Source organism: Winogradskyella damuponensis (assembly GCF_039538385.1).
Taxonomy (GTDB): domain Bacteria; phylum Bacteroidota; class Bacteroidia; order Flavobacteriales; family Flavobacteriaceae; genus Winogradskyella; species Winogradskyella damuponensis.
The window spans coordinates 192,527-209,440 of the sequence record NZ_BAABCB010000018.1; the positions used below are offsets into that span (position 1 = coordinate 192,527).

General features: G+C 32.2%; 8 protein-coding genes. 7 read left to right on the forward strand and 1 reads right to left on the reverse strand.

The features are described from left to right. Positions 1-107 precede the first annotated feature (107 nt). From ABD730_RS09530 to ABD730_RS09545, 4 genes are all read left to right on the forward strand, one after another. On the forward strand, positions 108-1,307 hold the full coding sequence (locus ABD730_RS09530; RefSeq protein ID WP_215925716.1) for an alanine dehydrogenase: 1,200 nt from the start codon (positions 108-110) through the stop codon (positions 1,305-1,307). Between the two features lie 45 nt (positions 1,308-1,352). Beyond that, complete coding sequence (locus tag ABD730_RS09535) at positions 1,353-1,730, forward strand: hypothetical protein (protein ID WP_334469247.1); 378 nt, start codon at positions 1,353-1,355, stop codon at positions 1,728-1,730. An 87-nt stretch (positions 1,731-1,817) separates the two neighbouring features. Then, positions 1,818-2,837: an NAD-dependent epimerase gene (locus ABD730_RS09540; RefSeq protein ID WP_334469248.1), complete on the forward strand. Its 1,020-nt coding sequence runs from the start codon at positions 1,818-1,820 to the stop codon at positions 2,835-2,837. Between the two features lie 215 nt (positions 2,838-3,052). Continuing rightward, positions 3,053-4,432: a nucleotide sugar dehydrogenase gene (locus ABD730_RS09545; RefSeq protein WP_334469249.1), complete on the forward strand. Its 1,380-nt coding sequence runs from the start codon at positions 3,053-3,055 to the stop codon at positions 4,430-4,432. A gap of 73 nt (positions 4,433-4,505) precedes the next feature. Here ABD730_RS09545 and ABD730_RS09550 read toward each other — a convergent pair whose 3' ends face one another. Further along, on the reverse strand, positions 4,506-12,035 hold the full coding sequence (locus ABD730_RS09550) for an Ig-like domain-containing protein (protein WP_344714190.1): 7,530 nt from the start codon (positions 12,033-12,035) through the stop codon (positions 4,506-4,508). Between the two features lie 529 nt (positions 12,036-12,564). Between ABD730_RS09550 and ABD730_RS09555 the strand changes: the two genes are divergently transcribed. The 3 genes from ABD730_RS09555 to ABD730_RS09565 all read left to right on the forward strand — a co-directional run bounded on the left by ABD730_RS09555 (position 12,565) and on the right by ABD730_RS09565 (position 16,913). Beyond that, positions 12,565-14,181, forward strand: coding sequence for a glucosamine inositolphosphorylceramide transferase family protein (locus ABD730_RS09555; RefSeq protein ID WP_344714192.1), 1,617 nt, complete (start codon positions 12,565-12,567; stop codon positions 14,179-14,181). Positions 14,182-14,508: 327 nt separating this feature from the next. Beyond that, positions 14,509-15,849, forward strand: a complete 1,341-nt coding sequence (murJ, locus tag ABD730_RS09560) for a murein biosynthesis integral membrane protein MurJ (protein ID WP_334469255.1) — start codon at positions 14,509-14,511, stop codon at positions 15,847-15,849. Then, on the forward strand, positions 15,849-16,913 hold the full coding sequence (locus tag ABD730_RS09565) for a glycosyltransferase family 4 protein (RefSeq protein ID WP_334469257.1): 1,065 nt from the start codon (positions 15,849-15,851) through the stop codon (positions 16,911-16,913). Before murJ ends, ABD730_RS09565 begins: the two co-directional genes overlap by 1 nt. Position 16,914 lies beyond the last annotated feature (1 nt).

Genomic DNA, 16,914 nt, shown 5'->3' on the forward strand with positions numbered 1-16,914 from the left:
TATTTGACATTGATTGAGATATTATTCGTAATTTGAAGTTAATTTACGTATCGTAATATTTATAGCGTTTCGTTATATTGCAATTACTATTAAAATTGACCAATTAAATGAGTAAATCTTTGTCACCATTTACAAGAGCCCAATTATTACCTCAAGAAGAGACTTTAGAAATTCTTAAACAAAAAGGAGAACTATTTATTGGAATTCCTAAAGAAGCTCATTTTCAAGAACGGCGTGTATGTTTAACACCAGATGCAGTATCTGCATTAACAGCCAATGGCCATCGTGTACTATTCGAATCTGGCGCAGGTGAAGGTGCAAATTTCAAAGATAAAGATTATAGCGAAGCAGGTGCAGAAGTTACAAAAGATACCGCAAAGGTATACTCCTGCCCTATTATTCTTAAAGTAGAACCTCCTTCTATAGATGAAATAAAACTCATTAATCCGCAAACACTTTTAATTTCTGCGCTTCAAATAAAAACACAAAACAAATCTTATTTTGAAGCTTTAGCAAAAAAACGAATTACAGCATTAGCATTTGAATATATTAAAGATGATGACGGTGCATATCCTGCCGTAAGCTCTCTTAGCGAAATTGCAGGTACGGCTTCCATATTAATCGCATCAGAGTTATTATCTAATGTAAATGGTGGCAATGGTTTAATGCTAGGTAATATTAATGGAGTACCACCTACAGAAATAGTTATTTTAGGAGCTGGTACTGTTGGAGAATTTGCAGCACGTTCTGCTATTGGCTTAGGTGCTAATATTAAAGTATTTGACAGTTCTATCACTAAACTCCGTCGACTTCAAAATAATTTGGGCCGTACTGTTTACACCTCGACTATGCAGCCTAAAAATCTTTTAAAAGCCTTAAAACGTTGTGATGTTGCCATTGGAGCTGTAAGAGGACTTAATCGTGCACCAATTGTAGTTACCGAGAGTATGTTAAGCCATATGAAAGCAGGGTCTGTTGTTATAGATGTTAGCATAGATATGGGAGGTTGTTTTGAAACTAGCGAAGTTACTACACACGACAAACCTACTTTTGAGTATAATGGTGTAGTTCATTACTGTGTACCTAATATTCCAGCGCGATATTCTAGAACAGCCTCAGTTTCAATTAGTAATATTTTCACTCCGTACCTATTAGAAATTGGAGAATATGGCGGTATTGAAAATGCGCTTCGATTTGATCGCGGTTTAAAAAATGGGTTGTATTTTTACCACGGCATTTTAACTAACAAATCTGTTGCAGAATGGTTTGGCTTAGATTACAACGATGCCAATTTATTAATTTTTTAATCTATTCTCAACGATTAACAACCGAATAGAATTATTTGCGCTACTATGAAATTTATACATCGTTTAGGCTACTATCTTGGTGGTTTTGCTATTGGTTTAATTCTTCTAATGTTTTTTTTAAACGGAAAAGATGCTTCTTGTGATTATGGACCTAATGCCAGAACAACAAAAAATATCAGTTCTAAACCCATACAATATTCTAATAAAGCCTCTGTGTTTATAGCAAACCAAGCTTTAGATTCTACAACAATAATCAATTTAGTAAAATTTGGAAGTGTTGATTTTTCTAAGAGCAAAACAAAAATAGATTCGTGTAAAATCTATTATATCGAAAACAGTTATAAAGAGCAGGAATTGGCTTTAAAGATTAAAAATTGTGACTCCATAGCGACACTCCTCGATATTAATTATACAAACAACTAATTTGTTGAAATTGTTTGGTGTAGAATTTAGACGTTTCATTCTAAATTCACATATTTGAAGCTATTTCCAACACTTAAAAATTATAACATGAAAATATTAGTAACAGGTGCCGCAGGATTTATAGGGTTTTACACCTCTAAAGTTTTACTTTCTAAAGGTCATCAAGTCGTTGGTTTGGATAATATTAATGATTATTATGATGTTAATTTAAAATATGACAGATTAACTGAATTAGGTATTTCTAAAGATGAAGCTTCAGAATTTAACACACTTTGTAATAGTAAATCTGAAGATTTTTCTTTTGTAAGAATGAATCTTGAAAACAGAGATGAGCTTCCTAAATTATTCAAAAACGAAAATTTTGATATTGTATGCAACCTTGCTGCACAAGCAGGAGTAAGATATAGTTTAGAAAACCCTGAAACTTATGTCGATTCTAATTTAGTTGGTTTTTTAAACATATTAGAATGTTGTAGAAACAACAATATTAAACACTTAGTTTATGCTAGTAGTTCTAGTGTATATGGTATGAATAAGAAAATACCGTTTTCAACTGATGACAATGTAGATCATCCTATAAGTTTATATGCTGCCACAAAAAAAAGTAACGAACTTATGGCACACACCTACAGTCATTTGTTTAAAATACCTACTACAGGTTTAAGATTCTTTACAGTATACGGCCCTTGGGGAAGACCAGATATGGCTATGTTTTTATTTACAGACGCCATTGTTAATAATAGACCTATTAATGTCTTTAATCATGGTAACATGGAACGGGATTTCACTTATATAGATGATATCGTAGAAGGCGTGGTTAGAATAATTGAAAAAACACCTACACAACGTATAGAAACTAATGAATTATACAAAGTATATAATATTGGAAACAATAACTCAGTAAAACTATTAGACTTTATCAAGGAGATAGAAGTCAACCTAGGCAAATCTGCTACTAAAAATATGATGGAAATGCAACCTGGAGATGTAGAACGCACTTGGGCAGATGTTGATGAGCTTATTAAAGATTACGACTACAGACCTAACACATCTATAAAACATGGGGTTAAATCTTTTATAGATTGGTTTAAAAACTATTACAATTAAGACTAAATTTTGAACAAAAGTTCTTATTTTCGAAGCCTAAATGATAGTTATCGTAAAAATATGCCATTGATATGTAATAATTACTTCAATTCAATTATTTCTATCAAATTTGCTGTCATTTACAATATTTAACTCAAATCTAAATAAACTTAAAAAACGAAGCGAGTATGTTAAGAATCTAGCATCTTGTTAGTTTAAAAAATAAAAATAAACACATGAAAATCACAAATATCTGTTGCATTGGGGCTGGCTATGTAGGAGGACCAACAATGGCGGTAATAGCAAAAAAAAATCCACACATAAAAGTTACTATTGTAGATATAAATGCAGAACGTATTGCAGCATGGAATAACAAAGACGTATCAAAACTACCAATTTACGAACCTGGATTAGCAGAAATCGTAGAAGAAACTAGAGGAAAAAATTTATTCTTCTCTACTGAAATAGATAAAACGATCGCAGCATCTGAAATGATTTTTATATCAGTAAATACACCAACCAAAACTTATGGTAAAGGAAAAGGTATGGCTGCTGATTTAAAATACGTAGAACTATGTGCAAGAAACATTGCTGAAGTAGCGACAACAGATAAAATTGTTGTAGAAAAATCAACCTTACCAGTAAGAACAGCCCAAGCTATAAAAAGTATTTTACACAATACAGGAAGTAATGTAAAATTTGATATTTTATCTAATCCTGAATTTTTAGCAGAAGGCACAGCAGTTCAAGATTTATTAAGTCCAGATCGTGTACTTATTGGAGGTGAATCTGAAGATGCTATTGAAAGTTTAGCCGCTATTTATGGAAGCTGGGTACCACAAGAAAGAATTTTAAGAACTAATGTCTGGTCGTCAGAATTGTCAAAACTAACCGCTAACGCATTTTTAGCACAACGTATATCTTCTATTAATGCTATATCAGAATTATGTGAACATACAGAAGCTAATGTAAACGAAGTCGCAAAAGCAATTGGAATGGACTCTAGAATTGGACCAAAATTCTTAAATGCATCTATTGGTTTTGGAGGTTCTTGTTTTCAAAAAGACATATTAAATCTTGTTTACATTGCTCGAAGTTACAACCTTAATGCTGTAGCAGACTATTGGGAACAAGTGATCATTCTAAACGACCATCAAAAACGTCGTTTTTCTGATAACCTAATCAGTACACTCTACAATACGGTTTCTGGTAAAAAAATCGCAATGTTAGGTTGGGCCTTTAAAAAAGATACCAACGATACAAGAGAATCTGCTGCTATTTATGTTGCTGACCACTTATTAAATGAACAAGCTAATATTGCCGTTTACGATCCTAAAGTAAATAGTGAAAAAGTGCAAGCAGATTTAAATTATCTTAATACAAGATCTAATGAGGAAAACAAAGATTTAGTCAAATATTATGACGATCCTTATGAAGTATCTAAAGACGCCCACGCAATTGCAATTATGACAGAATGGGATGAGTTTAAGACATACGATTGGCAAAGAATATATGAGCAAATGAAAAAACCTGCTTTTATTTTTGATGGAAGAAATATTCTTAACAAAAAAGAAATGACTAAAATAGGTTTTGAATATTCCTCAATTGGCCAATAATTTATTTAATTATTATATAAAAAAAAGCACCAAAAAAATTAATTTTTGGTGCTTTTTTCATGAGGTCGTTTTATTATTCTACGATTAGTTTTTTAGTTACATCTGTTTCTTCTCCAATAAATTTTACAAAGTAAACACCAGATTGAAGTGAACTTATATCAACTTGAATCGTTGAGCTCGTACTTATATTTTCGTTAGATATTTGAGTACGTTGGATTAATTTCCCTGTGACATCATAAATATGCAAATCTGAAACAACCAACACTCCAGAAAATTTTATGTTAACTTGATCATCTGCTGGATTTGGGTATAAATTAAATTTAAAGTCTTTTGGGATATCTGTTGGATCCGTTGTTTGAGCTATACAATCCGTATCTATTTCTACTCTTACTGTAGCTTCATCAAAATCTAAAGGATTGAATACAGTAACCGTATAATCTGTTGTTACATCTGGAGACACCTGAATAGTTGGAGTTGTTTCTCCTGTACTCCACACATATTCATCTCCACCTGTAGCCGTCAATGTTGTCATTTCGTTTAAACAAATTACAACGTCTTCACCTGCGTCAGCATTAACATAATCAAATACATTAACAGTGACTAGTTTTTCGTCATAACAGTCGCCTATATAACCCTTAACTTCATAAGTTGTAGTTGTAGAAGGACTCACAGCAATATTAGGTTGTGTAGCACCATTACTCCATTCATAAGTATTTGCTCCCGAAGCTGATAGCGTTACAAAGTCACCATTTAAAATCTCAACACTATCACCATTTGCAATTACCACTTCTGGACTTGGATCTACATGAACCATAACATCGTCAGTATCTTCTTGTCCATTATTAAAAACTGTAACAGTGTAAGATGTTGTAGATAATGGACTTACAACAATACTTTGTGTCGTTTCTCCTGTACTCCATAAATAACTATCACCTTCATTTGCTGTTAATGTAACTTCATAAGTTTGGTTGTCACAAACATAAGCATCTTCACCTGCTGAAGCTAAAAATACAGGTATAACAGTAACAACAACCTCTACGACATCACTACTACAAGTATTTGTTGCACCTATCACTGTATATGTTGTTGTTTGAGTTGGGCTAACTACTATAGAATTAGAAGTGTCTCCTGTGCTCCATAAATAAGTTTCAGCACCATTAACAGATAAAGTTGTGCTTTCTCCTTCAACTATTGTAATATTTTCACTTGCTGTTATAACTGGTATTTCATTCACTGTAACCGTTACACTGTCTGTATCTGAATTTCCGTAATCATCAGAAACCGTAACTGTATAAGTGGTTGTTTCTGTTGGTGTAAATGTTGGATTGGCACCTGAACCACCAGTATTCCAAATATAACTTGTACCACCTGAAGCATTCAAGGTTACACTCTCGCCAATACAAATAGAAACATCGTTTCCCGCATTTGCGATAATCTCTGGTATTACGGTCACTTCAACTTGTGCCGTAGTTTCACAACCATTAGCTGAAAAACCAGTGACCATGTAAGTGGTAGTTTCTAATGGACTTACAACAATTGAGCTTGAAGAGTCACCTGTACTCCAAAGGTAAGTTTCTGCACCATCAGCAATTAAGTTTGCACTTTCGCCTTCAAATATGGTAATATTTTCACTTACTGTAATACTTGGTAATTCATTTACTGTAACCGTTACACTGTCTGTATCTGAATTTCCTAAATCATCAGAAACTGTAACTGTATAAGTTGTTGTTTCTGTTGGAGTGAATGTTGGGTTAGCAACTGTATCACCTGTATTCCAAGAATAGTTAGAACTTCCTGATGCATTTAATGTTACACTCTCACCTATACAAATTGAAACATCGTTACCTGCATTTGCTATAACCTCTGCAGGTATTACTGTCACTGCAACTTGTGCTGTAGTTTCACACCCATTAATAGAAAAGCCGCTAACCGTGTAAGTTGTAGTTCCTAATGGGCTTACTAAAATTGAACTTGATGAATCACCTGTACTCCAAAGATAAGTTTCTGCGCCATCAGCAATTAAGTTTGTACTTTCTCCTTCAAATATCGTAATGTTTTCACTTACGGTAAGGTTTGGTAATTCATGTACAGTAACTGTTACACTATCAGTGTCAGAGTAACCAAAATCATCAGATACTGTAACAGTATAAGTTGTTGTTTGTGTTGGGCTAAATGTTATTGATGCACCTGTTTGCCCGGTATTCCAAGAAAAATTAGATCCACCACCACCTGTAGCGTTTAGCGTTACACTCTCCCCAATACAAATAGAGACATCGTTACCAGCATTAGCTACAACCTGTGGTATTACCGTAACAATCACCTGTACTTCTTCACTTTCACAACCATTTGAAGAATAACCAACAGCTGTATACGTTGTGGTTACATTTGGACTTACTGAAATAGAATTAGAATTCTGACCAGTACTCCATAGATATACATGAGCTCCACTCGCTGTTAATGTAGTGCTCTCTCCTTCTATAATTGTAATATTTTCACCAATAGTTACATCCGACAAATTAGGGACAACAACTGTAACACTATCAGAATCAATATTTCCGTAATCATCACTTACAATAACTGTATACGTTGTCGTCTCTGTTGGACTAACAATGATTGAAGCACTAGTTTCTCCTGTATTCCAAGAAAAATAAGAACTACCTGAAGCAGTTAAAGTTACACTGTCTCCACTACAAATTACAACGTCAGGCCCTGCATCTGCAATTACTACTGATAATACTACAACCAATACCTCTTTAATAACTTGACAGCCATTTTCTGAAAAGCCAGTAACACTATATGTTGTTGACTCTGTAGGACTAACTGTTATTGATGCCGTTGTCTCGCCTGTTTCCCAAAGGTATGATTCAGCTCCACTTACAACTAAATTTGCGCTTTGTCCTTCCAATATGGTAATATCTTCAATTAAGGTTAAACTAGGTAAATCATTTACTATAACAGTAACGCTATCAGTATCCGAATTTCCGTAATCATCACTAACTGTAACCGTAAGTGTTGTAGTTTCTGTTGGGCTAAATGTTATTGAAGCACTATTTTGTCCTGTACTCCATAAAAAATTAGAACCCCCAGTTGCGCTTAAAATTACGTATTCACCTTGGCAGATTGCAATATCATTGCCGGCATTTGCTATAACTTCTGGTATTACAGTAACTGTCACTTGTAATGTAGTTGAACAACCATTACTTGAAAAACCTGTAACAGAATAGGTCGTTGTCTCTAAAGGACTAACGTTAATAGAGCTAGAACTTTCTTCAGTACTCCATAGATATGTGTCCGCTCCATCAGCAATTAAATTTGTACTATCACCTTCATTAATAATAACGTTTTCACTAACAGTTAAATTTGGCAATTCATTTACTGTAACTGTAACACTATCGAAGTCAGAATTACCATAATCATCCGTTACAGTAACAGTATATGTTATTGTTTCAGTTGGACTAACAGTTATAGTACTACTTGTATCTCCAGTATCCCAAAGGTATGTTACACCTCCTGAAGCATTTAAAACAATACTTTCTCCACTACAAATAACAACATCGTCACCTGCTTCTGCAACTACTTCTGGAATTACCGTAACAGTAACTTCTGAGGTGCTTTCACAACCATTTTCCATAAAAGCAGTAATGGTATATGTTGTTGTTTCTGTTGGACTTACTACTAAAGTATCTGTAGTTTCACCAGTATTCCATAAATACGAATCTCCGCCTGAAACTTCAAGTGTTGTAGAGTTACCTGTAATGATAACAGTATCTTCACTTATAATAATTTCAGGTGTTGGTAACACAGTAACCATAACATCATCAGTAGACGAACAATTATTAGCAGTTACTTCAACACTATAAGTTGTGTCTTCATTAGGGTTTACTGTAATAGATGCAGTAGTATCTCCCGTACTCCACAAATATGAATCACCACCTTCTGCTGTTAAAACAACAGATTCTCCATTACAAATTACTTGATCATCACCAGCATTAGCTATTGGTAAAGGATTAACGGTTACGGTCACTTCATCCGAATCAGAATTTCCAAATCCATCTTCAACTGTAACTGTATATGTTGTTGTTTCTAAAGGTGTAAACGTTGGAGATGAACCTGTATTTCCGGTGTTCCATGTATAAGTTACACCACCTGATGCATTTAAAGTAATACTTTCTCCTAGGCATATTGAAACATCTTCGCCTGCATTAGCACTTAAAACATCCACTACAGTTACTAGTATTTCAATAGTATTTTGACAACCATTTTCAGAAAATCCAGTTACTGAATATGTTGTATTTACTTCTGGACTTACTGTTATTTCTGCTGTTGTTTCACCTGTACTCCATAAATAAGAAACTCCACCGCTAGCTGTTAGCGTTACAGTGTTTCCGAACATAACAAACACATCTTCATTGGCTGTAATACTTGGAATTTCATTTACAAAAACCGTAACGGTATCTGTATCTGTAAAACCAAAATCATCTTCAACTGTAACAGTATAAGTTGTTGTTGTTTCTGGACTAACAACAAGATCCGAAACTTCTTCACCATTATCCCACAAATACGTTGAGCCACCTGAAGCAGACAGTGTAATAGTTTCTCCACTACAAATAGTCATATCATCTCCTGCATTGGCAATAACTTCTGGCACTACAGTAACTGTAACATTTACAGTAGCTATACAACCATTAGCACCAAGAGAACTAACAGAATAAGTTGTTGTAACGTCTGGTGTTACCGAAATAGACTCTGTTGTTTCACCAGTATTCCATTCATAATTGTCTCCTCCATTTGCTGTAAGTGTAGTTGACTCACCTTCAACAATTACAATATCTTCAGTAACTATAATAGTTGGTGCTTCATTAACAAAAACTGTTACTTCATCTGTACTAGAACAATTATTAGAAATTACTTCTACACTATAGATAGTTTCTAATTCGGGATTTACTTCAATTGAAGCTGTTGTTTCACCAGTACTCCATAAGTATGAAGTTCCACCTGACGCCGTAAGTATCGTTGATTCACCTTCACAAATGATTTGATCTTCACCTGCATTTGCAACAGGTAAGTCATTTACTGTAACCGTAACACTATCTTCATCTGTATTTCCTTCATCATCAGAAACGGTAACCGTATATATTTCTGTTGTAGTTGGATTAACTTCAATTGAAGCTGTTGTTTCACCTGTGCTCCATAAAAAATTTGGACCGCCAGACGCTGTTAACGTGACTGTTTCCCCACTACAAATAACTTGATCTAAACCTGCATCTGCGACTGGAAGTAAATCAAAAAAAAAGTTTATAGAAAAATCATCAATAGCTACAACACTACCAGAACCTCCATTTCCACTATAATAGGTTACTGTAAAGTTATAAGTACCTTCTTCAACCAAGTATGGTTCGAAATTTAAACCAACGTGTCCATTTGGAAGTCCTGCATAAATAGCATCACTCTCTATCCAGCTTCCATTAGTTGGTCCAGTCCACGTAATACCTACACTTTCAACTTCTGTACTATCGTCTCCTCCTTGAGGAATACACCTAAAATTTATTCTATCCCCTTCATCTTCTAAATTAATTGCAACATCGGATTCGATATTTTGAATAATCAAATCTGTTTCTGCATTATAAAGAACATAAGTTCCATAAAACTCATCTACTACGGTAATGACTGAACCATTAGTAATACCACCATCATTTGCAGTAAATAGTATTTCTACTTCACCTTCAGAAACTGCTGAAACTAAACCGTTGTCGTTTACAATAGCAATTGATTCATCACTACTTGACCAGGTACCTGTTACATCTGAAGTATTAGAAGGAAAAAACTCTGTTATTAATTGAACACTTTCACCAAGTTCTAAAATCGAATTTTCGGGTGTAATTAATAAAGATTCTAATGAGATTACAACATTTGTAACTGTTAATTCTGCAGAATCTGTAAATCCACCATCCATGGATGTAAAAGTTATTGTAACTACACCTTCAGAAACGGGTGTGACTACTCCATCTGAATCTACTATTGCAATAGTTTCATCACTACTACTCCATGTACCATTTTGATTTGTAGCTTCTTGTGGAAATATTGTTGCAGTTAAATTAATTGTATTTGGCATATTTACTGTAGCTATTTCTGGAGTTACTTCTACTCCTGTAGCTTCAATTACCTCAATTCCATTAAGATCAATTTCATTTAAATATTCTTCTACACCAATATATCCGCTTGGCCAAACATGATTAGATAAATCTTCATCTGCAGCAAAGCCTCTAGCTATTTTCCATACGTCTGGCATTCCATCGTTATTAGTATCAAAGCTTGATGGTCTTGTATTTTGAGGCACAGTTGGGTAAGGTATTGAAGTCTTGCTATCATAAAAACTACCTTCATACGTATCATTCTGAATCATTAAAATATCACTTGCATCTTTATCATCGCGATAAGGGTAAATAGAACCATTTGCATTTAGCGTTTTATCGGCACCAACATCATTAAGTAATGTATTGTAAACCTCACTAGCTGGTTTTATTGTAAAATTATGACCTGCAAGAGAAAACTGAGAACTCGTAAAATATTGTTCTGGCACTTGAGAATTTTCTGGTAAATGCGAACCAGCAAAAACTGACCACATATCTGAGTCATCTCCTAATGGTATTTCGCGCTGTTCTTCTATCAGGCTTCCTGCTGCGTAAATTAATGGGTTATTGTCTGGCTGTGTCTGCAATTTCTGTAAAAAACTTGCTGTAATATCTACATTATTAAACCATCCTGGTTGTCTTATTCCATTAGCCGAACCTTTATAGTAATTATTTACTACGTTATATGTTCCGCTACCAGTAATTCTTATTAATCTATATTTCCAGTTATAAACTATATTATTTATGATATCGTAATGACCATTACCTTTTGGATTTGGAAATCTATGTGAAATATTGCTAAAAACATTGTTAACAAATGTGAAATCACCATCTTGAGTTTCTGTACCTAATATAGAACCTGTTTTGCTATCTTGAAAGAAACAATTTTGCACTGTAATATTACCCATTATAACAGTAGGATCTTGAGGTCTACCATAACCAGATGCTAAACTACCTGATTCATCTCCACCATGACTAAATGTACAATGATCAAAAATTATGTTGTTTCCACCTGTAAACCATAATGAATCTTGTATACTATTTTCGGCATTCCTAAACCGAATATATCTTATAATTACATTACTAACCTCTCTAAACATAAATTCAGATGTTTTAATACTTATACCACCTGCAGGAGCAGATTGACCTGCTATTGTTATGTTGTCATAATCAGATCCACTAATAATAGGTGTATAATTCCATTCGCTGGTTGCGTCAATTTCACCACTCACGTCAAAAACAATGATACGAGGACCAGGTGTCTGTATCGCTTCTTTTAACCCGCCTGGCGCATCCCAATCTAAAGTAGTAACATGAATAACTTGTCCTCCACGTCCTCCAGTTGCGTATGCTCCTGCACCTTTAGCTGTAGGAAATGCTAATTGTTGAGCATTTAAATTAAATGCTAAAAAGGATAAGAATAAAACAGGTAAATAATAAAATGATTTTAGGGTAATTTTAGGAAACTTCATAAATTCTTGGGTCATTATAACTTTAAGTAGGGATTGCAATCTATAAAAATAAAATGTTTTACTATGTTCAAATGCTTTATTATTCGACGAAATGCAGTCGAATGTATTTTTTTTCGATGAAATGTAAAAAAATGTAAGTTAAAACATACGATGAATATGAGTAAATATTTTAATTCATCTATATACGGACATTTAATACAGTTTAGACGTATCTAAATGTGACATTTAACACTTTATCGGATTTTTTTACAAAAATAACTATGAAATGCAGTAACTTTTAAAGTCTTTTTCCATAGTTATACAGAGTTATTAACATATAAAACTAGTAAAATAAGGTGGTTCAAATATTAATATGAAAATGACAGACCTTTAGCTATAATGTAGATTGAAGCGGTAATTTTAATAACTGTATTAGCTTAAAAAGTATTATTATTCCTTTAAAATTATTTAGTTTAGGTTAAAAATTGTTTTTTTGACTTTTATTAAAACAAAAATTAACAGTAACATTTTTTTTCTTTTAGGTATTGATATGAAAAAACTAAAAATTGCATTAATTGTAGATCATAGAAACTATTTTGCTTGGCAGGATGCAATTGTCAAAGACTTAAAGGATTCTAAATCTGTAGAAATAGTTTTAAAAATAGATTTGGACGAAGACATAAAGAAAGCAAAAAATTCTGAAAAAAAACTTCCTTTATTATGGAAACTGTTTTTAAAAATAGATTCAAAAATTTTTAAACCTAATCCTAATGCTACAGCACTACTTGATAACGATATAACATTAAATAATATACCTTCATATCAAATTACAGATAGCTTTATAGCTAGTGATTTAGATACATATAATTTAGATATTATTTTAAACCTAACTGAGACAAATTTTAATTTAAAAATACAAGATGCGGCTAAATATGGCATCTGGTTTTTAAATCATTGTGATTTAGATGACATTAATAAAAGGCCATATGGAATTTGGGAAATGCTAGATCAGAAACCGGAAGTCGCAGGCGTACTTAGATACCTGAAATCAGGAATGTCATCACCTAAAACTATTGATCTCACATTTTCTTGTAAAGATGGATTAAGCTATAAAAGAAATCTCAATGAAATTTTATGGCAAACCCATTTTTTAATTAAAAATAATGTTGAATTATTAGCAACAAACGAAGAACTTTTTAATAAAAAGCTAGATTCTAAATCTCACATCTATGAATCCAAAGCGATTAATGTTCCTTTATTACCTCCTTCTAATTTAAAAATCTTAAGTTTTGTACTCAAATTATATAAAAACAAAATATTACAACTTATTAAAAGTCTATTTTATTTTGATCAATGGGCTTTAATCTTTTTTAACAACAAAAACGCTAATGACCCATTTAACCTAAAGTCTTACACAAAAATATTACCGCCTAAAGATCGTTTTTGGGCCGATCCTTTTTTAATAAAGCATAACGACAAAACATATTTATTTATAGAAGAATTAATTTATAAAAATAAATTGGGACATTTAGCTGTAATGGAAATTGACGAGCAAGGAAATTACACTAAACCAGAAACAATTTTAGTTAAAGACTACCACCTCTCCTACCCTTTTGTTTTTGAAGACAATGGCTCTTATTATATGATTCCTGAAACTAGCGGAAACAATGACATTCAACTATACAAAGCTACAGACTTTCCACTAAAATGGGAATTTCAACAAGTACTAATGAAAGATGTAGTTGCTGTAGACACAACTATTTATAAAGAAAATGACACCTATTGGATGTTTACAAATATGAAAAAACACAAAGGTGCATCTAAGCATGTAGAACTTTTCCTCTATTCTTCCAAAAGCCTATATACAGATCAATGGATTGAGCATCCTTTGAACCCAATAGTCACCGATATTAAAACGGCTAGACCAGCTGGCAAACTTTTTAATTATAATGGCAAACTATATAGACCTTCTCAAAACTGCTCTAATCATTATGGTTATGGACTTAATATTTCTGAAATAACAGCACTTAATACTAATAAATTTGAAGAAGATTTAATTTTTGCAATTAAACCCGATTGGGATAAAGCAATTAACTGTACGCATTCTTTTAATTCTGCTGAACAATTATATATAAGTGATATTAAAATTAAGAGAAAACGATTTTAATTTGTATTCTTAAACAATTTACAATTACCTAGTTATTAGTAAAGAAAGGAGTTTATCCCAAAAAAAATGACGTTAATATGATATTAAGGTACAGTTTAATTTATTTTTCACATATTTGCTCAGCATATTGATTAACCCAAATCTAAATGATTAAAGTCTTAAATATTACATTATAATAAAACAGCTATTTCATTTTCTATATTCATAGAAATCATGGAGTCACGATATAATTTTTATTTTAAAGAAGTAATATTTATAAATTTAATTTTTAGGCTTTCAAACATTAATATTTAAACCTTTTTTTACAAGCCAACTCCCCTACCTATAATGTCCATTTTTAAATTACAATACATAAGAAATAAAATTAATGATGCCTTACGCAATCCTCTTGTAAAAAACATGATGATTGTTGCTGTCATAGCAATGCTTATTAAGATTATTGCTTTTTATAAAGAAACGATCATTGCTGGTAATTTTGGTTTAGATGAGGTAATTGACACCTTTCTTGTCGCCATTTTAATACCTACATTTATACAAAGTGTATTTGTGAGTTCTCTTAACAATCTTTTTATACCTAATTACATAGCAGAATTAAAAAGTAACGGCAATAAAGGAGGTTTTCAATCTTTAATTATAACTATTACAGTTGGCATTTCATTATTCTCTTGTTTACTAGCTTATTTGGGTACAGATATGTTTTTAAACATTGTTTATTCTGAATTCCCAGATAACTACTATGCCCTCATAAAAGAACAATTATATTTTGTTATGCCCTGTTTATTTTTTTGGGGAATCTCTATAGCACTCCGTGGACTTTTAGAAGTATCTAATCGCTTTTTAGTAGCGACACTTTCTGAAATAATACCATTACTTACCATGATTTTCTTTTTACTATTTTTAAAAGATAATTTTGGATATATGGTATTAGCCTATGGTACTTTAGCTGGAAGTATATTAGGTTTTGCTTATTTGTTGTTTTTTTCGATAAAATATAATGATTTAACACTTAGCAAACCTGTTCTAAATGATAACTCTCGTTTAATGATTAATCAGTTACCACCTAAAATATCATCTAGTTTTTTATCTGCAATGAATAATTATATTGATCAATTTTTTGTAGGTCAACTTGCAGTAGGTTCACTAGCTGCTATTAGTTATGGAAATAGATTGCCTGCTTTTGGTGTAGCTATTGTAATAATGGCTTTAGGTAGTGTTTTATTACCTCATTTTTCTCGATTAGTTAACGAAGATTTAAAAGCGGCATATCATCAACTTTTTAGAGCTCTAAAATTAATCTTAGGTATAGGCATAATAATTGTTATAATTAGTGTTTTTATGTCAGATTGGATTGTTGAACTATGGTTAGAAAGAGATAAATTCACACATAAAGACACTTTGAAAGTTTCTGCTATTCAGCAGATTCTATTAGTTAGTGTACCTTTTAATTTATGTACATTGATAATGGTTAAGTTTCTTACCAGTATTAACAAAAATAGATTTATGGCATGGGTTTCTTTAGCAAATTTAATTATTAATATTACGCTAAACTTTATTCTTATAAAATATTACGATGTTTATGGGCTTGTATTAAGTACCACTTTGGTATTTATATTGGGTAGTGTGTTTTATTTCTCTTATACTTACAAACAATATAAATTGATTAAGTAATGAAAATAGATTTTGTCGTCAATTCCTTAGTAGCTGGTGGTGCCGAACGCGTGCTAATTCTACTTGCAAATCATTTTGATAACAAAGGACATGATGTTACCATTATTACATTCAATGAACCTGAAGTCTTTTCAGCTAATCCAACAGTTAAACGTATTAAATTACATGATGGTAAAATAAAAAATCATACGATAAGAAGTATTATAAACCTATACCAGATCTATTCAGATAAAAAAAACAGGCCAGATATTCTAATGCCTTTTATGACACAAACCAACTTTATAGGTGCACTAATAGGAAAGCTTAGAGGTATTAAAGTGGTTTCTGCTGAGCACAATAACCATTTAAGGAAAACCGATTTTATTGGAAAATTAGCTAGAAAGTATATGTATAGTAAATCTGACGCATTAACAGTACTTACCAAGTTTGATGAAGAATATTACAAAAGTAAAGGTGTTAATGCCTATATAATGCCTAATCCCTGTACGTTTGACATTTATAAAGAGACAGAAAGAAATAGAAAAAAAATAATATTAGCTGTTGGTGATTTAAATAGATATCACCATAAAGGATTTGATAACCTCATTCCGTTGATTGCACCTGTATTAAAGAAAAATAAAGATTGGAAATTAAAGCTCGTTGGTGGTGGTGATGAAGGCACAAAATTACTAAAGAATCTAACAAAAGAACATGAAATTGAAGATCAAGTTATTTTTGAAGGTTATTCTACAAAAGTTTCTGAAATTATGACAGAGTCAGAGATCTATGTACTTTCATCAAGAACTGAAGGCTTACCTATGGTAATACTAGAAGCCTTTGCACGTGGAGCTGCTTGTATTGCTTTTGATTGCGTAACTGGTCCTTCAGATATTATAGACTCTAACAAAAATGGCATTCTTATAGAGGATCAAAACTTTCAGGCAATGTCCGAAGGGTTAGATAAGTTAATAAATAATCCTCTTTTAAGAATTAAATTAGCTAATGAAGGTGTTAAATCCTTAGAAAAATATAATATAGATACTATTTATAATAATTACTTAAATATTTTTAAAAATATTCTATAAT

Bases quoted from the DNA above. Each gene is read 5' to 3' on its own strand.
- ABD730_RS09530 (WP_215925716.1), top strand. From the start codon at position 108: ATGAGTAAATCTTTGTCACCATTTACAAGAGCCCAATTATTACCTCAA.
- ABD730_RS09535 (WP_334469247.1), top strand. From the start codon at position 1,353: ATGAAATTTATACATCGTTTAGGCTACTATCTTGGTGGTTTTGCTATT.
- ABD730_RS09540 (WP_334469248.1), top strand. From the start codon at position 1,818: ATGAAAATATTAGTAACAGGTGCCGCAGGATTTATAGGGTTTTACACC.
- ABD730_RS09545 (WP_334469249.1), top strand. From the start codon at position 3,053: ATGAAAATCACAAATATCTGTTGCATTGGGGCTGGCTATGTAGGAGGA.
- ABD730_RS09550 (WP_344714190.1), bottom strand. From the start codon at position 12,035: ATGAAGTTTCCTAAAATTACCCTAAAATCATTTTATTATTTACCTGTT.
- ABD730_RS09555 (WP_344714192.1), top strand. From the start codon at position 12,565: ATGAAAAAACTAAAAATTGCATTAATTGTAGATCATAGAAACTATTTT.
- murJ (WP_334469255.1), top strand. From the start codon at position 14,509: ATGTCCATTTTTAAATTACAATACATAAGAAATAAAATTAATGATGCC.
- ABD730_RS09565 (WP_334469257.1), top strand. From the start codon at position 15,849: ATGAAAATAGATTTTGTCGTCAATTCCTTAGTAGCTGGTGGTGCCGAA.